This window comes from Paenibacillus radicis (ex Gao et al. 2016), from assembly GCF_014641555.1.
GTDB lineage: Bacteria > Bacillota > Bacilli > Paenibacillales > Paenibacillaceae > Pristimantibacillus > Pristimantibacillus radicis.
The window spans coordinates 450,033-474,104 of record NZ_BMHY01000001.1; the positions used below are offsets into that span (position 1 = coordinate 450,033).

At 49.5% G+C, this 24,072-nt stretch carries 18 protein-coding genes; 16 read left to right on the forward strand and 2 right to left on the reverse strand.

Going from position 1 to position 24,072, the window contains the following annotated elements:
- Positions 1–33 precede the first annotated feature (33 nt).
- Positions 34–522, reverse strand: coding sequence for a DinB family protein (locus IEX98_RS01850; RefSeq protein ID WP_308421732.1), 489 nt, complete (start codon positions 520–522; stop codon positions 34–36).
- A gap of 121 nt (positions 523–643) precedes the next feature.
- On the opposite strand from IEX98_RS01850, the gene IEX98_RS01855 reads away from it, so the two are divergent.
- The 16 genes from IEX98_RS01855 (at position 644) to IEX98_RS01930 (ending at position 22,745) form a co-directional block, all read left to right on the forward strand.
- Complete coding sequence (locus IEX98_RS01855) at positions 644–1,597, forward strand: helix-turn-helix transcriptional regulator (RefSeq protein ID WP_188887232.1); 954 nt, start codon at positions 644–646, stop codon at positions 1,595–1,597.
- A gap of 563 nt (positions 1,598–2,160) precedes the next feature.
- Positions 2,161–3,273: an ABC transporter substrate-binding protein gene (locus IEX98_RS01860; protein ID WP_188887233.1), complete on the forward strand. Its 1,113-nt coding sequence runs from the start codon at positions 2,161–2,163 to the stop codon at positions 3,271–3,273.
- A gap of 69 nt (positions 3,274–3,342) precedes the next feature.
- Positions 3,343–4,275, forward strand: a complete 933-nt coding sequence (locus IEX98_RS01865; RefSeq protein ID WP_188887234.1) for an ABC transporter permease — start codon at positions 3,343–3,345, stop codon at positions 4,273–4,275.
- Between the two features lie 41 nt (positions 4,276–4,316).
- The gene (locus IEX98_RS01870; protein WP_188887934.1) at positions 4,317–5,081 is read left to right on the forward strand and encodes an ABC transporter permease; all 765 of its coding nucleotides are present in this window, start codon (positions 4,317–4,319) and stop codon (positions 5,079–5,081) included.
- A complete protein-coding gene (locus IEX98_RS01875) occupies positions 5,078–6,121 on the forward strand; it encodes an ABC transporter ATP-binding protein (RefSeq protein WP_188887235.1) in 1,044 nt (347 codons plus the stop codon). Before IEX98_RS01870 ends, IEX98_RS01875 begins: the two co-directional genes overlap by 4 nt.
- Positions 6,122–6,125: 4 nt before the next feature.
- Positions 6,126–6,911 carry a DeoR/GlpR family DNA-binding transcription regulator gene (locus IEX98_RS01880; protein ID WP_188887236.1) on the forward strand — a complete coding sequence of 262 codons (786 nt, stop codon included), beginning with the start codon at positions 6,126–6,128 and terminating at the stop codon, positions 6,909–6,911.
- 14 nt (positions 6,912–6,925) lie between these two features.
- A complete protein-coding gene (locus IEX98_RS01885) occupies positions 6,926–7,759 on the forward strand; it encodes an alkaline phosphatase family protein (protein ID WP_188887237.1) in 834 nt (277 codons plus the stop codon).
- Positions 7,760–8,128: 369 nt separating this feature from the next.
- Positions 8,129–10,432 (forward strand): helix-turn-helix domain-containing protein, encoded by a 2,304-nt coding sequence (locus IEX98_RS01890; RefSeq protein WP_188887238.1) that lies wholly within the window; start codon positions 8,129–8,131, stop codon positions 10,430–10,432.
- Between the two features lie 2 nt (positions 10,433–10,434).
- Positions 10,435–12,102 carry an extracellular solute-binding protein gene (locus tag IEX98_RS01895; RefSeq protein WP_188887239.1) on the forward strand — a complete coding sequence of 556 codons (1,668 nt, stop codon included), beginning with the start codon at positions 10,435–10,437 and terminating at the stop codon, positions 12,100–12,102.
- Positions 12,103–12,355: 253 nt separating this feature from the next.
- Positions 12,356–13,285 (forward strand): ABC transporter permease, encoded by a 930-nt coding sequence (locus IEX98_RS01900; protein ID WP_188887240.1) that lies wholly within the window; start codon positions 12,356–12,358, stop codon positions 13,283–13,285.
- Positions 13,286–13,300: 15 nt separating this feature from the next.
- Complete coding sequence (locus tag IEX98_RS01905; RefSeq protein ID WP_188887241.1) at positions 13,301–14,197, forward strand: carbohydrate ABC transporter permease; 897 nt, start codon at positions 13,301–13,303, stop codon at positions 14,195–14,197.
- 115 nt (positions 14,198–14,312) lie between these two features.
- Positions 14,313–15,977 carry an ABC transporter substrate-binding protein gene (locus IEX98_RS01910; protein ID WP_188887242.1) on the forward strand — a complete coding sequence of 555 codons (1,665 nt, stop codon included), beginning with the start codon at positions 14,313–14,315 and terminating at the stop codon, positions 15,975–15,977.
- Positions 15,978–16,061: 84 nt separating this feature from the next.
- Positions 16,062–20,036, forward strand: a complete 3,975-nt coding sequence (locus IEX98_RS01915; RefSeq protein ID WP_229691935.1) for a X2-like carbohydrate binding domain-containing protein — start codon at positions 16,062–16,064, stop codon at positions 20,034–20,036.
- A 252-nt stretch (positions 20,037–20,288) separates the two neighbouring features.
- A complete protein-coding gene (locus tag IEX98_RS01920) occupies positions 20,289–20,735 on the forward strand; it encodes a CcdC protein domain-containing protein (RefSeq protein ID WP_188887244.1) in 447 nt (148 codons plus the stop codon).
- A gap of 137 nt (positions 20,736–20,872) precedes the next feature.
- On the forward strand, positions 20,873–22,063 hold the full coding sequence (locus IEX98_RS01925; RefSeq protein ID WP_188887245.1) for a sensor histidine kinase: 1,191 nt from the start codon (positions 20,873–20,875) through the stop codon (positions 22,061–22,063).
- Positions 22,056–22,745: a response regulator transcription factor gene (locus IEX98_RS01930; protein WP_188887246.1), complete on the forward strand. Its 690-nt coding sequence runs from the start codon at positions 22,056–22,058 to the stop codon at positions 22,743–22,745. Before IEX98_RS01925 ends, IEX98_RS01930 begins: the two co-directional genes overlap by 8 nt.
- Positions 22,746–23,269: 524 nt before the next feature.
- On the opposite strand, the gene IEX98_RS01935 is transcribed toward IEX98_RS01930, so the two are convergent.
- A complete protein-coding gene (locus tag IEX98_RS01935; RefSeq protein WP_188887247.1) occupies positions 23,270–24,052 on the reverse strand; it encodes an arylamine N-acetyltransferase family protein in 783 nt (260 codons plus the stop codon).
- Between the last annotated feature and the right edge of the window lie 20 nt (positions 24,053–24,072).

A 24,072-nucleotide genomic window follows, 5' to 3' on the forward strand; every position in this document is an offset into this window, starting at 1 on the left:
ATGGCATGTCCAAGCGTGGTTTTTTTTCGGATATTAGTACAAATCGAACATGTTGACTTCATAACCTTGCATTTTCAAATAGGTAAACAGCTGTCCCCTGTGATGCTGAAGATGGGTGACAATCTCGACCAGCCATTTGGCTTGCGTTGCACCATGGTCAAGGTAGAACGGTTTTGTCTGCAAATGGAGAAACTCATCGTCCGTCAAGCCATCCATATATTCGCGCAATGCTTTCAGGCCGTCCTGCATCCGGGCACTTAGAGCATCAAGCTTCTCTTCAGCGGCATATACGGCTTCGAGCGTCCGGACCTCATCCTCTGTTTTTTGCTGCAAAATAAAGAGATCGACAGCAGGGATCGCGGCCAAGTGCTCGGCCAGTTCACGTAAGGAACGCATGTTTTCGCGAGGCCGGAAACCAAGGTCCTCCTGTTTGATTTTGGAAAGCAGATTTACGGATGTCCGGACGATAAGTTCTATTTCGTCATACAGCAATGATTTCATTTGTTGCAATGCTGGCATCATATTCGCTCCTTTTTCGTTAAATTGGTGTACGGGCTGGACGTTCTTCTTCATTGTAGACTAAAATAGTGACAACTATTGTCATATTTTTAAAAATGAAATGATGAAAAAGGAGTACTGCCAAATGCCCAAGTCCAAACGGCTGCTGGAGCTGATGCTGACGATCAACCGCAAACGAAAGTTTACGGTCAGAGAGCTTGCGGAGGAATTTGGCGTATCGTCCCGGACGATTCTCCGTGATCTGCAGGAGCTTGGAGAGCTCGGCATGCCTCTTTACTCGCAAGTAGGTTTGCATGGGGGCTATCAAGTGCTGAATGAACGTACGCTTCCTCCCATCGCTTTTACTGAAAATGAAGCGGTTGCGATTTTTTTTGCGAGTCATGCGCTCCGGCATTATCCTGTACATCCGTTTAAAGCCGAATCCACCTCTGCGCTCAGCAAATTTTATTTAAATATGCCTGGTGACACCCGTGAGCGCATCGACCAGATGAAAAACCGGTTTGATTTGTTCACGCCGTCCCGTGCGGCCGAGTCGCCTCATTTGACATTATTGCTCGAAGCGGCGATATCCCAGCATGTACTATCTATAGATTATGAGTCTCCCAAGGGGCTAACGAAGCGAATGATCCAGCCCATCGGCATCTATGCGGAGAGCGGCCTCTGGTATTGCCCGGCCTACTGTTTTCTTCGCGGAGAGCTGCGCTTGTTCCGCTGTGACCGGATTGCTGCTGCTGAGCTTGCAGGACCGGATACCGAACCGGTTTCACTGGAGGAGACGCATTTGGGCAATTGGACTGCCGCTGATGGAAATGAAGCCGATTATTATCCCTTTTATGTCGAGCTGCGTAAAGAAGGCATTCCTCTCTGCGAAGCGGAATTGGGGCGAAAAACGGAAATTCATATCCGTCCGGACGGAAGCGGGTGGATCCAGTCTGTCATTCCGAAGGATGACCTCGACTTTTTTGCCGATTTGTTTATCGGCCTCGGCGAGCGGGCTGCCGTGAGCGAGCCGCCCGAACTGCTCGCACTTATTCGGAGCAAGCTGCAGCGCTTGATGAATAAGTACTCTGAGGTATAACAGCCAACTGCGCCGCAGCTGGTGATCGCAAACCGCTGAAGTTAATCCGTTCACCTTCTGCGCCTACTCGCTGCATGGAATTATAAATCAAAATGTAAAAATGCAGGTTGTTAGCCGTTTTATCGGCGATTTACCGGTTTAAAATGCAAAAGTGCAGGTTGATTGGTCAAAAAAGCACCGAAATGGCGAAATGGAGTGATTTCAAATGTACTTTTGCAGGTTGATGGCGATTTCGGGACTTTTGGAGCGCATCAACATGTATTTTTACATTTTGATGATGACGTTGATCAGAAAATCCTAGTAGCGATCGTTATGCTTGCGCGATTCCATAAGGCTGTAAACCGAATATGTACTGGAAAACGTGAATCGTTCCCAACTATCCTTTGACACGCCAAACTGGCGTGTTTTTTTGTGTCTTTACATGATCGCATTAATTTTTTAACAAATTTATTCACTTCGGATGACCTTGGGAAAATAAACAATACCTATACTCAAGGAAGGGTGAAAACAACAAGAATGTGCATGGAACCCACAATAATCCACATGGGAGTGAATGAGAGATCATGAAACCTTGGTTCAAGAAAGAGATAGTCGTTGGACTTGTTCTAGCTGTATTTGTTGCTGCGCTAGCTGCATGCGGGGGAGGCTCGAATAAAGAAACGGCCGTTAACGAAGGTGCGGATTCGGAAAATTTATCAATAGCAGATATTGAAGCTAAGGCTAAAACAGAAGGATCAGTCGTCAGCGTCGGCATGCCGGATTCTTGGGCCAACTGGAAAGATACTTGGGCGGACATGCAATCGAAATACAGCTTGACGCATACAGATACCGATATGTCGAGCGCAGAGGAAATCGCCAAGTTCGAAGCGGAGAAGGACAAGCCTACAGCGGATATCGGCGACGTAGGTATCGCATTCGGACCTGTTGCAGCGGAAAAAGGAGTAACGCAGCCTTACAAAACCTCTTACTGGGAAGAGATCCCAAGCTGGGCGAAAGACAATGACGGCCACTGGGTTGTAGGCTACCAAGGCTCAATTTCGTTCCTGACGAACACGAAGCTCGTTCAAAACCCGCCGCAAAGCTGGGAAGATCTTAAGAACGGCAACTACAAAATTATTGTAGGCGACGTGACGAAAGCTGCACAGGCTCAAATGGCTGTACTCGCTGCTGCAATTGCATTTGGCGGCGACGAATCGAACATCGAGCCGGGAATTGCATACTTCGAGGATCTGGCTAAAAAAGGCCGGTTGTCCAATGCGGAAGCAAGCTTGGCGAATATCGAAAAAGGCGAAGTCGAAGTGACACTGCTGTGGGACTTTAACGCTTTGAACTACAGCGATCAGCTGGGCAAAGATAAATTCAATGTTGCCATCCCGAAAGAAGGCAGCGTAGTAAGCGGCTATGCCACGATCATCAACAAATACGCTCCGCATCCAAATGCGGCGAAGCTGGCTCGCGAATACATCTTGAGCGATGCGGGTCAGATCAACTTGGCTAAAGGCTATGCAAGACCAATCCGCGAAAGCGTGAAGCTGCCGGATGACGTAGCTGCTAAACTGCTGCCAAGCGAAGCTTATGCTAATGTAAAGCCGGTAGGGGACTACAAAGTATGGGAAGCTACGGCAAAAACGATTCCGCAGCTTTGGCAAGAACGCGTTCTCGTACACATGAACTGATATTAGCCTAACATGGGGCGTCGTCGTCATTCGGTCGGCGGCGCCCTTTTATCTGGAAGGAGCACCTCAATGAAACGAAGGAATCGATGGGTATTTGCCGGCCTCATTCCCTTTATCGTCATGATCGCCGCTTTCCAAATCGCGCCTATTGTGTCCATGCTGACGGGGAGTGTCGCGCGGGAGAACGGTCCGGGCATTACGTTTGGCTTTTACGCGAAGGTATTGCAAAGCGATTATTATTTGAAGGCTATCACCAACAGCTTGCTTATTTCGATATGGTCCAGTGCGATTGCGATAATAGTAGGTTTGATCTGTGCTTACTCCATTACGCGATTTTCGCCCAAAATACGTGATTTGCTGCTTACGATTTCCAATATGACTTCGAATTTCGCAGGCGTTCCGTTAGCCTTTGCTTATATTATTCTGCTTGGAAGCAACGGCGTGTTCACACTGCTGTTCAAGCAATGGGGCTGGGATGTATTCCAAAACTTCAATTTATTCAGCTGGTCCGGCCTCATACTGGTCTATGTCTATTTTCAAGTACCGCTAGCGCTTCTGTTGCTGTATCCGTCCTTCTTCGGCATTCGCGAGCAATGGAGGGAAGCAGCCATGCTGCTGGGTGCGGGCAGATGGAAGTTTTGGGCTACGGTTGGTCTTCCTGTCCTGACGCCTGCCATCTTCGGAACGCTTGGCATCTTGTTTGCGAACGCAATGGGCGCCTATGCGACTGCCTACGCGCTGGTCGGCGGCAATTATAACCTGCTCGCCGTCCGAATCGGTTCGCTCGTATCGGGCAATGTCGTCAATCAGCCGCAGCTTGGCAATGTGCTCGCCGTCGTGCTGGCATTGTCTACGCTATTAGCCGTCTATTTGAATCATAAAATGACGCAGCGTTCAAGCCGGTTTAATGCCGCTCCGTCATCCGCGCAAGTACGTACGCGCAAGCGCCGCAGCTCGCTTCGGCCGGCTTCTACAGCATCGGCAAAGGAGGAATTGTCGTGATTGGGAAGGCAAAAAAAGCCGGTTGGGTAAACCGTACGCTTATGGTAGCGCTGATGTTCTATTTGCTGCTTCCTTTGCTCGCTACACTAATCTATGCGTTCGCGAAGGAATGGCAGGCGACCATCCTGCCTGAGCGATGGACGCTGGAATGGTTCAGCGAAATGTTCGGTGACGCCCGTTTTATGGATGCGCTGTGGACTTCCCTGTATCTTTGCGCCATCAGCGTTGCGCTCAGCCTTGCCATTATGCTGCCTGCCGTATTTATCATTACCGTGTATTTGCCCAAATGGGAGACGTTCATGAAGGGCGTTGTTGTACTTCCCTATGCCGTGCCGGGCGTCGTAGCGGCGGTGGGATTGATTCGCACGTACTCTACGGGACCTGTTCCCATTGCAGGTACCGCATACATTTTGATCGGCGCCTATTTTATCGTCATCCTGCCCTATATGTATCAAGGAATCCGCAACAGCTTACTTACGGTGTCGGCTGTTGAGCTACTGAATTCGGCGGAATTGCTTGGCGCCAGCCGGATGAGGGCCTTCGCGAACGTTGTGCTTCCGAACATTTGGCCAGGGGTTATCATTTCGACATTGTTGTCCTTCTCCGTATTATTCGGCGAGTTTGTATTAACCAATATGCTGGTCGGCGGACATATTCATACGATTCAAATTTACTTGTATCAAAGGCTGGGGGAGAGCGGTCATTTGGCAAGCGCCATCGTCATTTCCTATTTTGTGTTTATTCTCGCATTGTCTTTAATTCTAATGAAGCTTACTCAGAAAATGAACAGGGGGATCCAGGGATGAGTGCCTATTTGGAGCTGCAAGCCATTCGCAAGCAATTCGGTCATACAAATGTATTGAATCAGATTAATTTGCAAATTCGCGAGGGAGAACTGGTTACTCTGCTTGGACCTTCCGGCTGCGGCAAGAGTACGCTGCTGCGCTGTATTGCAGGTCTTGCTGACATAGATGACGGGAAGATTATATTGGACAACAAAGATATCGTAAACGTGCCGCCCCGCAGCCGGGAGATCGGCATGGTGTTCCAATCTTATGGCTTGTTCCCGAATATGACCGTCAGCGAAAACATTCAATACGGAATGAAGATGCGGGGTGCTTCCAAGGAAGAGAGACGCAAACGTTCCGAGGAGTTGCTGGCGATGATCGATATGGAAGAGAAGCGAGGGGCATATCCTCAGCAATTGTCTGGCGGCCAGCAGCAGCGCGTGGCACTTGCCCGCTCGCTCGCCGTACAGCCCAAAGTTCTTTTGCTGGATGAGCCTTTGAGCGCATTGGACGCAAAAATCCGCAAAAGCTTGCGGACCGAAATCCGTGAAATTCAGAAACGGTTTCAGATGACGACGATATTCGTGACGCATGATCAGGAGGAAGCCTTCATTTTGTCTGACCGGGTATGCCTGATGAATAAGGGCAGCATTGTACAGGAGGGCAGCCCTGAGGAGCTGTATACGAGGCCCAAAACAGAGTTTGTCGCCCGTTTCATGGGGAGCTACAATGTCCTTACGAAGCCTGAGGCACTGCGGCTGTTCGGGCAAGTAGACAGTCAAGCGGAGCGCTTTGCAGTTCGTCCGGAGTCCGTCGCTTTGCTTGGCGGGGATGACCGCCAAACGGCTTTGAACGAAGGCAAGCAGATTATAGACGGCAGCATCGAATCCGTCTCCATTCTAGGAAGCATTATTCGCTACGCTGTGAATGCCGCCGATGTTAAATTAACGATTGACACCCTTAATGATGGCCGTCCGCTTCGGCAAGCGGGAGGCGGCGGTATAAGCCTGGCCTTGGACCGCTCGCAGCTGCTGCCTCTTGAGAAGGAAGGAGCTTGAAGGAATGTCGATATCTTCGGAAGAACGCAAACGAATCATCAAGGAGCAATTGAAGCTTGAAGGGCAGGTTAAGGTGCCCGAACTATCGTTGCGTTTGACCATCTCCGAGGAAACGGTTCGCCGCGATCTACTCGTTCTCGAACGGGAGGGGCTGGCTAAACGCGTGTATGGCGGAGCGGTGCTGATTAAGCAATCTAATTTCGAATCCCCGTACTTGCAGCGCCAGAAGGTGCAAGCGAGCGAGAAAGAAAGGATTGGACAAGCTGCGGCTCAATTAATCGAATCCGGAGACACCATCGCTATTGATGTCGGGACGACGGCGCTTGAATTAGTGAAGGCGATTACCGGCCGGGAGCGTCTGACTGTATTGACCAATTCCCTAGCAGCCGCTTATCATCTAATGGAGTCATTGAATGACGGAAGGTTCACGGGCAAGATCATCGTTATTGGAGGGGAGCTCAATCCCGAGCAACAGTCCATTACAGGTACGATTGGCGAAAGCGTGATGGCGCAGTTCCGGGTCGATAAAGCGTTCATTTCCGTGGGGGGTATTTCCTTGAAGCGGGGAATTAGCGATTATGACTTGGGTGAAGTAGCTATGTCGAGGCAAATGATAGAGGCGGCCAATCAGACCATTGTACTGGCGGATGATTCCAAGCTGAACAAAGAAGCGTTTATGGAAATTTTGCCGCTGCAAAGAGTGCATGCGATCGTCAGCAACGTGGCGCCCCCGAGAGAATGGGGACAAATGCTGCGCAATTATCATTTGCAGTGGATTGAGGCCAAATAATAGGAGGGAACGGAATGACAGGGCATGAAAGCAAACTGATCGTTGTCGTATTGGATGGACTTCGTTATGATGCAGCACGCAAATACTTGGGCTATATGGAACATCTTGTGGAGCAGGGCGAGGTGCAGTGTTATCGGGTGCGTTCCGAGCTTCCGAGTCTCTCACGTCCGTTGTACGAGGTGCTGCTGACCGGTACTCCGGCGGCAAGAAACGGCATTACGGCCAACCATATCGCGAGGCTGAGCTACGAACAGAGCGTTTTCCACTTAGCAACTCAAGCGGGGCTGACAACAGCTGCAGCCGCTTATCACTGGGTCAGTGAGTTGTATAATTCAGCTCCGTTCAATCCTGTTACCGATCGGCACCAGCATGATGAGAGCAAGCCGATTCAACACGGTGCATTTTATTTCGAGGATCATTACCCGGACAGTCACTTGTTCGCAGATGCTGAATATTTGCGTACAGCATATGATCCGAATTTTCTTTATGTGCATTCCATGAATATTGACGATGCAGGGCATAAGCATGGCGGCGAAGGCAAGGGATACGAGGCAGCCGTCCGGACAGCTGACGGCATATTGGCGACACTGGTACCGCTCTGGCAATCGCATGGCTACAGGATCGTCGTAACTTCCGATCACGGGATGAACGCTGCCGGCATGCACGGCGGAACGGAACCGGAGGAGCGGGAAGTGCCGCTTTATTTATGGGGACAGCAGCCGGCAGTTATTCCAGAGTCAATCGGCAAGGATGAACCATTGTCTCAACTGCTGCTGGCGCCGCTCATGTGCCATTATCTTGGACTGGACGCTTCCGAAGCGATGATCCGCTTGGAACAAAAGCAATAATTCATAGTTATACGGCGATTCTCTTCTAGCAGGGGGTCGCTGTTTTTTTTCTTTGGGGAGACGGGCCCGGAAGCAGGAAACACAAGGGTTTACAGGAATATGGTACGTCCAAATACCGAAATGTACCTTATGCAGGTAGGTACAATCCGGTAATATTAACCGTTAGATAGCACTATTATTACCGGATTGTACACTATATCTGTTCAGCCTGATCGTATGCCGGTTTAGCGATTCGGGCTTTGTTGCTGTTCCATATCATTCGGGATACGCAGTCGTGTTTGTTGCTCAATACTATTGCAGAAATAGCAATAATCGGTTATGATAGCGCTCTCATAATGTTCTTTTTTCAGAAGGGGAGAGATCTATATCTTGCCAAAACATTCCAGAGTATTCAGAAGATTTCTGGTCTCTTATATAATCATCCTGATTATCCCGAGCATTGCCGGCTACATGTCCTATCAAACCTCAATATCGGTTACCCAGTCGCTGGCGATTGAGAACAGTGTGACCCAAATTCAGAAGAGTCAAGAAATATTGGAGCGGAGAATGGCTGAGGTTGAAGGCTTTACGAGGCAGATGGCCATTAACCAGGACTTAGGAATATTAATGAATGAAGTCAACTCGTCGGATAAAACGAATGTGTATGGCATCTGGAAAATGATGAAGGATGTTTTGACCTTTGGTCAAACGAATGATTTTCTGCAGCATTTCTTCATTTATCTGACTAACTATAATGTTGTTCTGACCCCCGGTTCGGCTTATTACCGTCCGGAGCATTATTACGACAGCTTCCATTATAAAGATCTTTCCTTTGACCAATGGAAGAAAGAGGTGCTGGAATCTACGCATAGAAGTGAAATTATGCCGCTCAGCGAGTTCGTCAATAAAGGGACGGAAACCTCTGTCGTCACCTATATGCAATCGCTTCCGCTGGATAGCTTCAGCAAAGCTTCCCCCGCTATAGTCGTCGTTATTATCGATCAGAAGACGATTACGAGTCTGCTGTCGGGATTGACGGAACGCTACGGCGGGTGGGCGCGTATCGCTGATGCGCAAGACCGGACGATCGGCTTGCAAGGCATCGAAGAGGATGAAGTGAAGGAGCTTGTATCGGACAAACGCTATGATATGGGCAAGGTAAGTCAGTTTTACGGGGATGATCTCGTCATCACACTTACCTCCAACACGAATGATTGGGTATATCAGGCCGGCATTCCAAGAAAGGTGCTGCTGGAAAATGCGAACAAAATCAAGTCAATCACGTTCACGGTAACCGGTCTGGCGCTGTTTGTCGGCTTGTTCGTCGGCTTCCTGCTCTCTTACCGGAACAGCGCTCCAATGGACCGTTTGGTCGGCATTATGAAGGAACAGTTCGGTCATGAGAATACGTCCGACCGCAACGAGTACGATTTCCTTCACGGCAACATTTCCGAAATGCTCAACCATAATAAACGGCTTGAATCGCAACTGCATGAACAGCAGCCGCTTATTCGGGACGCCTTTCTGAAGCGCCTGATCGCAGGTGATTTTCAGCTAAGGGAAGAGCTTGTCGCGGCAGCCGTACAATCGCATGCCGGACTTAATGGAAGCACCGGCTATGTCGGCATCATTCAAATCAACGGCTATTCCTCCGGTATGGAAAGCATAGAAATTCTGAACGAACTCAGCGTGGCGAGGCTGCTGCTCAAGCAGTCGTTAATGGACACGGGAAGCCCGATACCGATGACCGACATTTGGTCGGATAAAATTGTATTCGTATTTGCATTTCACGAAGCGGATATGGCGAAGCAGCTCGGCCGGGAAGAAATTGCGAATACGCTGAAGCATATTTCGGAGCTTGCCTTCCAGGAATACCGGATTTCGATTACGGTAGCTTTGGGCGACTTCTTTGCTTCCGAGCTTGAAATCAGCCAATCGTTCGAGCAGGCGAAGCAAACGCTGGAATATGCTTTGCACACCAATAAGAAAGAGCTCGTATGGTTCGACGAAACCCGGATGGACAGCGCTACCTATTATTATCCGCTTGATGTCGAGACAAGGCTGATCCGGACGGTCAGGGCGGGCGAGATGGAAGCTGCCATTCGGATTTTCCAATCCATTATCGATCAGAATACCGTCCATCGGGAGCTGTCTGTGGAGATGAAGCATCAATGGATCGGCGAGATGAAAGGAACGTTCCTTAAGCTGTTGAACCAGAAGGCCTTTCAGGAATCGGAGCTGTTCGAGCCGGTAAAGAACCAGATCATCGACATTGAGGAATCGTCGGCGATCGAGCAGATTCAAGAGCAATTAAATGAAGTGATGGTCACGTTGTGCAGCTTGATTACAAGCAAGAAAAACGACGGACACGCCAAACTGGTAGACAGCATTAAAGTTTATATTAAGGAATCCTATGCGGACTCCGAGCTTACCCTGTACCGGGTGGCGGAGCAAGTGGGAAGGCCGTGGAAATATATTTCGCAAATTTTCAAAGAAGTTACAGGCATCAATCTCTCCGAATATTTGGAGAAGGTCAGAATGGAAAATGCCGAAATTTTATTGCGTGAAAGCGACTTGACGATGGAGGAAATATCGGAGAAGGTGGGCTACAGCAGCTCGCATTCGTTCCGAAGAGCTTTCAAGCGGGTAACCGGCGTTCCGCCGAGCTCCTATAGACAATCTGCGGAGGGATAACGATGGAGAGGAAAATAGCGGCGGCGTGCGCGCGTATGGCAGTTATGCTTATACTGACGAGTTTGCTGATCGTCGCTTGCAGCGGAGACTACAAGCAGAAATCCGTCGAAGGGCAAGGCGAAACAAAGCAGCAGCCCGTTCAAATCCGGGTGTTTGCGCATCAGAATAACGGGAGAGATCTGTCGGATAACGAATTCTCCAAGCATCTGGAGGAGAAGTTTAATGCAGCTTTTCAATGGGAGGCCGTATCCTCCGAAGGTGCCAAAGAAAAGCGGCAAATCTCGCTTGCGAGCGGCAAATATCCTGACGCTTATATTTTAACGGCGTATGTCGACCAATTTTCCCAATTGGATGTGCTGCGCTACGGTCAACAGGGCGTATTTCTGCCGCTTAATGAGCTGATTGACCAATATGCTCCGCATATTAAGGAGGCGCTTGCGAACAATGCCCAGCTTCGGGCGTATTCTGTGGCGCCTGACGGCAATATTTACGGACTTGTCGGCTATAGCGAATGCTTTCATTGTTCTTATCCGAACAAACTTTGGATTAATACAGAGTGGCTGGACCGGCTGCATTTGCCGATGCCGGAGACGACCGAGCAATTCAGAGAAGTGCTGCGGGCGTTCAAGACGAAGGACCCCAACGGCAACGGCGTGCAGGATGAGGTGCCGCTCAGCGGTTCAATCGAGGAATTTGGCGTGCGGGTCATTCCGGTACTGATGAATGGCTATATTTACGATGACGACAGAACGTATCTGACGCTTTACGAAGGCAAAGCCGACTTGGTGGCCGATAAGGAAGAATGGCGGGAGGGGCTGCGCTATATTAAATCTCTCTTTGATGAGGGACTTATTGATCCGGGGGCATTCACGCAAAGCGCTGATGCATTCCGGTCGATTGGCAACTCACCAGAAGAAGCTGTTCTTGGCGCGGGAGCGGCTATGCATCCCGATATATTCGTCGATACGGCATCTGATAATCCAAGGGGCAAAGCGTACAATCCGGTACCGCCGCTTATCGGCCCCTATGCTCAGAATGCCGTCTATATTCAAGGCGGCATTACGCCGGGAGCGAAATTTGTCATTACGAATCATGCCAGCCCGGAAGCGCAAATTGCGTTAATTAAGATGGTTGATTATATGTATACGCCGGAAGGTCAGGCTTTAGCCGAAGTAGGCCAGGAAGGTGTCGATTGGAGAAGACCGGCAGCCGGAGAGAAGGGGTTAGGCTCTAACGTTACGCCTCAATTCACCCGAATTCCGCAAGCAGAAGGGGAGCCGGCACGAAATACAGGCTGGTTCGGCATGGGGCATTTCTATATGCCAAGGGAATACAGGGATAGTTGGGTGCAAGGGCAGGATATTTATGCGCCTGACGGTTATGAGCGCAGGCTTTATGAAGCGACGCAGCTGTATGAAGGCAAAGAGCCGGATGAGCTGTATCCCTTATGGGAGGTATGGATCGATACGAAGGATGCGGATGAGGCCAGTACGCTGCAAGCCAACTTGAAGCATTATATCGACCAGTATGCCCTTCGGTTTATTACTGGCGATATGGATCTCGACCGGGAATGGGGCAATTATTTGGCCGGATTGAAGCAGGTCGGCTCGGAACGTTATGTGGCCATCATGCAGAAAGCGTATGATGGAAGGGAAGCAAATCGGAAATGAAGTGCTGCTGTGAATAGGAAGCAGACTGAGGAAGAAGGCGTGCCGAATCGGCACGCCTTTTCTGTATGCCTGCAAGGGCGGGCTTTCCCGGTTGTACCCCTGATAAATGGCCACTCTGGCGGACATTTGCACCGTACAAATGGGGAGAAATGTACGCCAAATTGCCCAATTGTACCTTCCTAACAGGCTGTCAGGCCACTAATATGACGATATAGAAAGCGCTGTCATTACGAGAGGCGATCAACAAGGAGGAATGGACGTGGAAGCCTCAACAAGAAGGATAGGGGCAGTAAAGAGCTTCAAGAAGCATTGGCAGCTGTATTTAATTCTGATACCGCCAATGGTGTTTTTCGCTATCTTTAAATACTATCCCATGGCGAACATGGTGCTGGCTTTTAAAGATTACAACGTAACGAAGGGAATTTGGGGGAGCGAGTGGGTTGGCTTCAAGCACTTTGAATTGTTTTTCAACAATCCGGTCTTCTGGGATCTGTTAAGCAATACGCTGATGCTCAGCTTATATTTGCTGGCTGTCGTTTTCCCGCTTCCGATCATCCTCGCGTTAATGCTCAATGAGGTGCGGAGCAGAAAGTTCAAGAAGCTTGTGCAAATGGTCACTTTCGCACCGTACTTCATCTCTACGGTCGTTATGGTATCGATTATTATGCTGTTTCTGTCGCCGCGACTGGGCTTCGCAAACATTTTATTGAATAGTCTAGGCTTCGATTCGGTTAATTTCCTTGGGGAGCCTTCGATGTTCCGCTCTATCTATGTATGGACGGATTTATGGCAAATGGCGGGCTATTCGTCGGTTATATATCTGGCTGCACTGGCAGGAGTCGATCCGTCACTCTATGAGGCTGCCAAAGTGGATGGTGCATCGCGGCTTCAAAAAATACGCAACATCGATCTGCCAAGCATCATGCCGACACTTGTCGTTATTCTCATCCTTACAGTCGGCAACGTTATGGCACTCAGCTTCGAGAAGGTGTATTTGCTGCAAAACGACCTGAACCGTGTATCGTCGGAGGTTATCGCAACTTATGTGTACAAGGTTGGTCTCTTGAATGCAAATTACAGCTTCGCAACGGCAGTCGGAATGTTCAATTCGGTCATTAACCTTATTTTGCTGGTGATGGTCAACGGCCTCGCTAAGCGGATTTCGAAAAATAGTATTTGGTAAAGAGGGAGTGTGCATATGGCTTCAGCGAGCAGAGCAATCAAGGAATCCAAAGGTGATCGAATAGTAATGGCCGTTATTTATGCCATTCTGAGCATCGTATTAATCGTTGTTCTATATCCGCTGCTGTTTGTAGTCAGCAGTTCTATCAGCAGCCCGGCTGCGGTTTCTTCCGGTCAGGTGTGGCTCTGGCCCGTCGACATTTCCTTCAAGGGTTATGAGACGCTGTTTAAGACGCCGCTCGTTCTTCGGGGATACGGCAATTCATTGCTTTACACGGCTGCTGGCACGTTCGTTAGCGTGATGCTGACAGTTATGGTTGCGTATCCATTGTCCCGCAAGACGATATTCGGACGCAACGCGATAATGATGATTATTACATTCACGATGGTATTCTCCGGCGGTTTGATCCCCACTTATATGGTCGTGAGAGAGATGGGCCTGATCGATACAAGATGGGCGCTTATTATTCCGAACGCTATCTGGGTGTGGCAAGTCATTATCGCAAGATCGTTTTTCCATAGCTCCATTCCGGAGGAGCTGATGGAAGCAGCCGAGATTGACGGCTGCAGCGATATCCGGTTCATTTGGAGCATCGTGCTGCCTCTGTCCAAGCCGGTGCTGGCCGTATTGGTACTGATGTACGCCGTAGGTCAATGGAATGCTTACTTCGATGCTTTGATCTATTTGAAGGACGCGAAGCTGTTCCCGCTCCAACTGGTGCTTAGAAGCATCATCATTCAGAATAACAGTTCCAACATTACAGATGCCCTGAAGCAAGTAGAGCGTCAGCAGCTGGCTGAGCTGTTGAAATATTCGCTGATCGTGATCGCGACTTTGCCTGTTCTCGTTATTTATCCGTTCGTGCAGCGTCACTTCGTGCAAGGGCTGCTGGTCGGCTCTGTGAAGGGATAAGGTTGAAGAAACGAAAAACGGATGGTCATTCATTGGAAGGAGTGATGCCGATAGCAGGTGATTCCGGCATGAAGGAAATCGAACAACCGAACCATTAAAAAGGGAGCGATCGACATTGAAAAAGAACATCGCAAGTCTATTGGTACTCGTCTTGTCCATCACCTTAGTTCTGGCAGCATGCTCGTCGGGCAATGACAAAAGCAATCCCGGCAATACGCCGGCGGGGGAAGGCAACTCGTCTGAAGCTGCCAAGCCGGTTCAAGTTAGCGTCTTTGCGGTTCAAGAGCCTAACATGGATTGGGCAACGAATAAATTTACGCAATTCGCGGAAGGCAAATTCAACATCAAATTCAAATGGGAAACGACTCCGCCGGATGGCGCCAAAGAAAAACGTCAAATTTCATTGGCGAGCGGCGATTATCCTGACGTGTACATGCTGACGCATTACATTGATCAATTCTCGCAAGCGGATATCGTGAAGTTTGGCCAACAAGGCGTACTGATTCCGCTTAACGACCTGATCGATGAATATGCCCCTAATATTAAGGCGGCACTGGAAGCAAAACCGGATTTGAAAGCGCTCACGACTGCGCCGGACGGCAAAATTTACGGTCTGACTGCTTATTCGCAATGTTTCCACTGTTCGTATCCGAATAAAATGTGGGTTAACACGAAATGGCTTGAAAAGCTGAACATGGAAATGCCGAAAACAACGGATGAATTCAAAGAAATGCTGAAAGCGTTCAAAACGAAAGATCCAAACGGCAATGGCAAAGCAGACGAAGTACCGCTCAGCGGTTCGATCGAAGATTTCGGCGTACGGATCATTCCGTACTTGATGAATGCGTTCGTGTATGACGACGACCGCAACCATCTGCGTCTGAACAACGGCAAAGTAGAATCCTCGGCGGTTACAGAAGAATGGAAACAAGGTCTGGCGTACATTAAATCGTTGTACGACGAAGGCTTGATCGATCCAGGCGCCTTTACACAAAACGCCGAAGCGTTCAAAAAAATCGGCGAAAACGGCGACGTTCAATTGCTTGGCGCAGGCGCAGGCATGCACCCTGCTATCTTCATCAACATCGATGGAGGCAACAAAAACTCGAAGGATTACAACCCGCTTCCTCCGCTGACAGGACCTGGCGGCGTGGCGCTTGCGACACATGACGGCGGCGGCGTAAACCCGGGCGCGAAATTCGCAATTACGAATAAAGCAAGCAAGGAAGCGCAAATTGCATTGATTAAATTGGTTGATTATATGTACACGCCTGAGGGCCAAACAAACGGCGCCAGCGGTATGGAAGGCATTGACTGGAGAAAGCCGAAAGAAGGCGAAGTCGCGCTTGGCGAAGGCGTAACGCCGATGGTTGCTCCAATTCCTGCGGTTGAAGGCGAAGCTCCGCGCAATGCGGGCTGGAGCGGCATGGGTCACTACTACATGCCGAAAGAGTACCGCGACAGCTGGGTGCAAGGAACGGATATCTATGATTCCGCAAACTACGAGCGCAGATTGTACCAAGCCACTTTGCTCTATCAAGGACATGAGCCGAAAGAGCTGTTCCCGCTCTGGGCACTTTGGGTAGATGCGGCTGATATGGATGAATCCAGCATTCTGCAAACGAACATCCGCTCTTACATCGATCAAAGCTCGCTGCAGTTCATTACCGGCAACAAGAGCCTGGACAAAGACTGGGACGCTTACATTAAAGGGCTTGAGAGCTTGAAGCTGAACCGTTACCTTGAAATTCTGCAAAAAGCATACGATGCATCCTTCTAAACGACTAACCGACTAACGCAACAGGCGCTCATTGAAAAATAGGGCGCCTGTTCTTTATTTCAAATGTCAAAGGAGATGAATGATGTGAGAGAAAGGTCGATACTTAAGGCAGGCAGAAACCGGTTGTTGGCATTAGTTTTTGTAATGATAGTTGCACAATTAGGGATATTGGTTCCAGCTCCAGCAACGGTACAAGCAGCAGACAATGGTCTGGGGGCCAAGCCGTATATGGGGTGGAGCAGCTACAGCCTGCAGGTATATACGGGCCAGAATCATTGGATAAGCGCCGCGACAATTAAGGCGCAATCCGATGCGATGCACACCACTCTGCAGCCTTACGGCTATGAATATATCAACATTGATGCAGGCTGGAACGGGGATATGGACGGCTATGGAAGACCGATTCCGAGCACGGTGCATTACCCGAACGGTTTCCAGGAAGTCATTGATTACGTACACAACAATGGGCAAAAGATTGGCATCTACGGCATCCCGGGCCTTTCTCCGAAAGCCTACGAAGATGATCTGCCGATCTACGGCGCACCGGGCTGCTCGATGAAAGACATCGCTGCCCAGCCTCTGAGATCCGGGGATTATTGGGGACTCGGCTATAAGATTGACTTCTCTAATCCTTGTGCGCAAAGCTATATCGATTCCATTGCCGATTTATACGGAGAATGGGGCATCGATTTCCTGAAGTTTGACAGCGTGACGCCAGGCTCGGGCATTTCCGATCTGTCTCAGGATGCGCGTGATGACGTAGCGGCATGGTCGCAAGCGTTGGCCGAGCATAACATTTGGCTGGAGCTTTCATGGGCGTTGGACATCAACTACGCGGACTACTGGAAAGAATATGCCAACGGATGGCGTGTAGACTGGGATATTGAATGCTATTGCGAGGAAGGGCTGACGACGTGGAGCAGTATTGCCCGGTTGTTCCAGAAGCAGGAGCAATGGTGGCGTCATGGCGGTCCGGGCGGCTGGAATGACTTCGATTCGATGAATATCGGCAACGGCGCAATGGACGGCATTACGCAGGACGAGCGCCGCTCCGCAATGACGCTGTGGGCGATGTCAGCCGCACCGCTCTATATCGGCAATGATATGACCAACTTGGACAGCTTTGGCATCGGACTGCTTACGAATGAAGAAGTAATCGCGGTTAATCAGGCGGGCCGGCCGGTACGTCCGCTATCTACGGAAACGCCGCAGCAGGTCTGGTATGCCAACAACGGCGATGGCAGCTTCACGGTCGCTTTGTTCAATCTTGGAGACAGCGCAGCGACGGTAAATGTAAACTGGAACGAGCTTGGCATCGATGGATCGGCCTCTGTCCGCGATCTGTGGAGCCACAGCGATTTGGGCGTATTCAATAGCGGCTTCAGCTCTGTCAATCTGGCTTCACATGCTTCGCGTCTGCTGAAGGTGTATCCGAAGGGCGGAACGGTTTCGTCCAATGATGATGACCATGGCTTCAAGTACACAGGAAGCTGGAGCCGAAACGGAGGCGTGGAGGAAACAGGCGGTACGCAAAACCTGGTTGTTAATGTAAGCGATTCCACTGTGCAGAACAGCTCGGTTTATCCAGCTGCAGCGGACTTCAACAAGAAAACGGCTGCGCAAGCGGACGTAACGGTTGATTTGACGCTTAACGGCAATACCTTGAGCGGAGTTGCGAACGGTACGGCATCGTTGATCAGCGGAACCGATTATACGGTATCTGGAACTCAGCTTACGATTAAGAAAGCTTATCTGGCTGGACTGCCAACAGGACAAGCCAAGCTGAAGTTTACGTTCAGCGCCGGCAATGCGCAATACGTGGATATTGACGTAAGCGATACGACAAATGGCGTGATCATTTCGTTGAATGATGACGATTCAGGCATCGTATATACAGGTGCGTGGCAGCGCAGCTGGAATCGCGGCTATGGCGACTATAAAGACGATGTTCACTACACCGAGGCAAACAACGATTATTTCCAATATGAATTTTGGGGAACCGGTATTTCGCTAGTGACCGAAAAAGATACTTCGCAGGGTGATATCGACGTCTATGTGGACGGTGTCTTCAAACAAACGGTCAGCACCCATCATACAAGCCGTTTGGCAGGACAAACCGTCTATTCAATTTCCGGACTAACCGAAGGGCTTCATACCTTAAAGGCTGTGAAGAAATCTGGTACATTCATGCTGCTTGATCAGTTGAAGGTGACTTTGCCGGACTACATCATCCCGGCGGCTGGAACGTTTAACAAAAAGACTGCAGCACAAGCCGATGTGAAGACGACACTGACGCAGGGCGGACCTGCATTAACCGGAATCAGCAACGGCAGCGCAGCGCTTTCTTCCGGTACCGACTATACCGTATCCGGCAAAACAGTGACGATTAAGAAGGAGTATTTGGCTTCTCAACCGGCAGGAAAGACACGGTTAACCTTCTCCTTCGCAGGCGGCGCCAAACAGACGCTGTCGATCGATGTAATCGGCGTAACCGCTCAAACGGTATCGGTCAATGACAATGACAGCGGCATCGTGTATACCGGCAATTGGGGCTATAGCTGGAATCGCGGGCTTGGCGACTATAATGACGATGTTCACTACACAGAAACGAATGGCGATTACTTTGAATACGCTTTCTCAGGAACGGGTATTGATCTCATAACCGAGAAGGATGTCTCACAAGGCGATATCGACATTTATCTGGACGGTGTATTTAAGCAAACGGTCAGCACGTATAATGCGACCCGTCTGGCAGGTGTTAACGTGTACAGTGCGACTGGTCTGGCAGACGGACCACATACGTTAAAGGTTGTGAAGAAATCCGGAACCTTCATGCTTCTTGACCGGTTAATTGTAACGGGAACACCGGCGGTTCAGAACAGCAGTCTGAGTCCGAGTGCGGTCAGCTTTGATAAGAATGCATCGTCACAGGCAGACATCTCAATTACTTTAACGATGAATGGAAATGACTGGAGCGGTCTATTCAACGGCACCGTTCAACTGGCGGAGGGCACTGACTATACTCGTGCGGGCAATGTGATTACGCTCAGCAAAAACTATCTGGCTTCGCTGCCGGAAGGCATGGCCAGCTTGACGTTCGCCTTTACGGGCGGAGCGGAGCAAAAGCTTACGGTTGCGGTGAGAGACACTTCAAGAGGACGTTTTGTACCGATCAACAATGACGAGCCAGGCATTGTATATATGGGAGGCTGGCAAAACAGCCGCAACAGAGGCATCGGAGATTACAAAGACGACGCTCAATATACGGAAGCTAACGGCGATTACTTCGAATATACGTTCAAAGGGATCGGCATTGAGCTCGTAACGGAGAAGGATATGTCCCAAGGCGATATCGATATTTATATCGATGGCGTATTTCAGCAAACGGTCAGCACGCAAAGCTCTAATCGGCTCGTACAGCAAGCGGTTTTCGTTGCAGCTGGGCTTACCGACGGCACGCATACATTGAAAGCGGTGAAGAAATCGGGTCAATATATGCTGCTGGATCAATTGCGGATTCAGCAATCTAATTTATTTGGTCCGGATACGGCTAGCTTCGATAAGAAGCCGGGTCAGCAAGCCGATGTGACAGTGACACTGGCTACCGATATTGATAATTTGATTGGTGTTAAAAATGGCGCTGCGGCGCTAACGGCTGGCACAGATTATACGGTTGCTGGCAATCAGCTCACGGTGAAAAAAGAGTATCTGGCTGCTCAGCCTAAAGGAGTTACAAGTCTGGCTATTTCGTTCCGGGGTGATTATTTCAAAGATGTTCATCAAACGACAGTGAACGGTGATGCTTTCGAGTACACCTTTACTGGAACAGGTGCTGAGCTGATCGGACCTAAAGGGCCTGATCAAGGCGAAATCGATATTTATGTGGACGGTGTATTTGTACAAACCGTCAACGCTTATCATGCAACCAGACAGACGGGGCAAACGCTTTATAGTATAACCGGCCTAGCGAACGGTCTGCATACGATTAAAGGCGTCAAAAAAACCGGCAGCCGCATGCTGGTGGATCAAGTACGGTATACCGTTCCAACGACACCTTAAATTTAATGGCAAAGCATCAGGAAGCGATCGGCAATTTCGAACTAGCTGCTGGAGAATTTGTCCGGCTGCTGCCCGCCTAATTGAACAATATGCACTATGAAGCCGCTAACCATGGGGTATCCTATGGCTAGCGGTTTTTTTTGCCGCATTTAGAACGAGGATATCAACCTGTAGGTGGACTCCCGAATGCAAGCTGGTCCGTTACAATCGGTTTGTGGCATTCAATCCTATACAGAAAGAGGAATCGCAAACATGAACATGACCAGCTATATTGTAATACTCATCATTGTTGTCGTATTAAGCTTAAGGGAGAGAGAAATTCGGCCATCCCGCTTATGGATAATGCCGGTTATTTTCACTTATATGGCTTTTTCTAACGTTAAGCATCTCGACTTGTCATTCGGCAGCTTGCTCTTATATCTGCTATGCCTAATTATTGGACTTGCGCTAGGGGCATGGAGAGGCATACTGCAGAAAGTTCGTGTTAATCCGACTACCGGTAAAATCACTTCGCAGGGCTCTATCGCCGGCATTATTATCTTTATTGCTGTCCTGTTAGTGCGGGTGTTTGCTGAATACTGGGGCGCCCATCATTCCTTCTTGTCCTTTAGCACCGCTTTGCTGTTTGTTCCGCTTGGCAGTGTAATCGCTCGGCGATATTTCGTGTACCAAAAGTATCGGCAGCTGGCTGCAAAGTAATTACGCGAAGCATTCCTTGCTTCATTACTAGCGGTGATATAATGGGGTCAATATCCAACAATCAGTGAAGTAAGGGGAACGGCTATGAAACGCCTATGACAATTATGTTCAAACTAATTAAACAGCATTCGCGAAAAATGATTTTAAGCATCATCCTGCTCTGTATTATGGCGGAAACCTCTATTCCCAAGCATCCGGCTGCGGGAATCATCCCGGCAGTTGCTGCCAGTCTTATTTATTTGACTGTGCTTTGGCTGCCGGATAAGCGTTTCAGGCCACGTACTCGCAGTGTCATCGTCATTGGGACTTGGCTGTTGATGGCGTTGTATTGCATTTGGTTCGATGCTTGGGGAACGGCGATTGCTTTCTCCTTCTTTATGACAGGCTATACCGCTTTCCGGTTTCCATTCGTCATGTCCGTTGGACAGACGGCTTTGTTTATTGCCGGGAACGCAATCGTCTTCTATATGCATGATGAGACCTTCAACAATATTTTGCTTTATTCGGTAATGCATGCAGGCGTTTACCTTTTATTATGGAATGCGAGAATGAGGCGGGATACCAACCTCGCTAATAAAAGGCATTATGAGGAGCTGCAAAGTGTTTATGCTGAATTGGAACAGGCACATGCCAAACTGCAGCATACCCATCAGGAGCTTGAGGATGCGACCGTCCATTTGCTGCGTTATGCTGTTGTGGAGGAAAGAAGCCGGATTTCAAGGGATTTGCATGACAGCATCGGTCATGGATTAACCTCCGTAATCGTTCAATTGCAAGCTTTGCCTTATATGATGAAAATGGATGCCGCTGAAGCGGAGCGTTCGCTGCAAACGGTACTGGAGGTAGCACGCCGCTGTCTGCAGGATGTACGTTCTGTTGTTCGTCAAATGGCTGTCGACGAGGCGGGACTGGGCTTAGTAGCATTGGAAAGTCTAGTCAAGCAGGTGCGAGAGCAAGCTTCGCTTTCTATTGAGCTGTTTGCTGCTGAGCCGGCTGCGGAGTGGCCGGTGGAAGTATCCGAGCTGCTGTACCGGGTGTTGCAGGAGGCTCTGACCAATGTTATTCGTCATGCGGAAGCTTCTCGAGTGGACATTGCAATCTCTGATGAAGCGGGGCACTTAACCATGATCGTGACAGATAACGGAACTTGGACGGAGTCGTCTTCGTTAACGTCGGGCTTCGGCATGGCCAGCATGGAAGCCCGCTGTGAGAGAGCGGGAGGAGCGCTGCGGATTGAACAGGCTGCTTCTCATGGCATGCGCCTGATTGTACAAGTGCCGCTGGCAGGTGCAGCGGGGGAAGCTGGAGGTGAACGAGTTAATGAGTGATGCGGCAATACGGGTGATCGTAGCCGATGATCAACAACTGGTCCGGCACGGGCTGCGTTATATCATCAATGCTCAAGACGATATGGAGCTTGCAGGAGAGGCGGAGAGCGGTGCGGAGGCTTTGCAGCTGGCCGCACAAGTTTGTCCCGATGTTGTACTGATGGACGTTCGGATGCCCGGCGGGAATGGCATCGAAGCGACACGGGAGATTATGCAGCTTCAACCGGATTGTAAGGTCGTAATATTAACGACCTTCGATCAGGAGGACTATGTCTATGAAGGCATTCGCGCAGGCGCAGTCGGTTACTTGCTCAAGGACACAGCGCCAGACGAGCTGGTTCAAGCGGTTCGTGCTGCTTATCGTGGCGAGGCGATTTATCGTACGGCGATTGCGGCTAAAGTGATTGGCCGCGCGATCCGGTCGAAGAGCGGAGATGAATTTGAGCTTGATGTTACAGGGAGCAGGAATGCCAGTGCCGCCGTCTTCGAACCTTTGACGGAGCGGGAAAGCGAGGTGCTGCAGCAGATGGCATACGGACTGCGAAATGAAGAGATCGCCTCTGCGCTCTATATTGGAGAAAGCACAGTCAAGACGCATGTTCATCGCATTTTGCAAAAGCTGGGCGCGGAGGATCGGACGCAAGCAGTCGTATTTGCGATTCGCAACCGGTTGGTCAAGTAGCGCAAGGGAAGGTGGGAGCTGTACACGGATTCGCTGCGCGTTTTGGTTCATGTGGCCGTTCTTGATTCCCATTTGTTTATCGCTCTCACGATGAAAAAGAGATAGAATCTGCAAAATGTCACCCTGAACTCAAAACGCTCCGCTCACCCTATGCATTCAATCTGCCGCCAACATTCTGTTGCAGTGAATAACCGGTTCAAAATGTAAAAGTGCAGGTTGTGAGCCGCTTTTTTGACGATTTTTCGCTTCAAAATGCAAATGTGCATTTTGATTGGCCTAAAAAGCCTCTTTAGGGCGATAAAGGCCCATTTCAAATGTACTTTTACATTTTGTTTCTCTGCTGACATGTGAAAAATAACATATGGAGCCGATTTCGCACCTGGACAGGTGGTACACACACAATAGAGGTTACTCTCCGGCTTTTTTTGCCCTTATAGTCCTCAATTCAAATGAGCGGTCAGCCGAGCAATACAGCGGGGTTAATTCTGAATGTCAGGCTTATAATAATCCTCCGCCTACATCGGTCAAGTCCTTCCGAAATGCTGCTTCAGCAGCTCCTTGTATCGCGCCTCCCCGATTTCTTCCTTCGTCATCGTTCCGTTCTCCCAAGTGGTAAAAGAATGGTCCGTCAGCGTCATGCTTCCTTCTTCGGTCAGCTTCATAATCAGTGGATCTTTATTGAAGACGGACAGCTCATGCTCTGCAATTAATTGCTGCAGCTCATCTAAGTCAGTCACATCGGACAGGAGCATCCGGGAATCGAATACATAGCCTAGTTTCCAATCAGCGTCTTTATGCTTAACCTTGATCTCAAAGCGATAGTCGCCATGCTCGCTGTCCGTTTTTCGGATTCGAAATTCGCCATTAGACGTTTGTACAATTTCGCCGGTTAACGGAACAGGTGTTAAGGGTAAGTTGCCTCCAAAACCCGAATCAACTAGATATGTCTGGCCCTCATAGGTGAGAAGAATGGTGGCATGCGTTCTGCCGATGGACGTGAATTCCTTGGTCTCGTTATTAAATACAACTCCGCGCGTCATAACGACGTTAAAACCATTTTCCAGCAGGAAAAGATATAGCATCGAGTTGATCTCGTAGCAAAGGCCACCTTCTCCCTTCACGACTATTTTATCCAGCAGGTTTTGTTTGGTAATGGTTTGGGTGTTTCGTTCCATGATGCGGAAGTTTTCGAACGGTATCGTCTTCGCCGCCATCTCCAAGACAAGGGACAAATCCTCGAAATTGATCTTGTGGTCTGCGGGAAACCCGATTCTGCTGCGGAACAATTCATTTAGTTGTTCATTCATCGTTGTACCTCCGGTCTCAA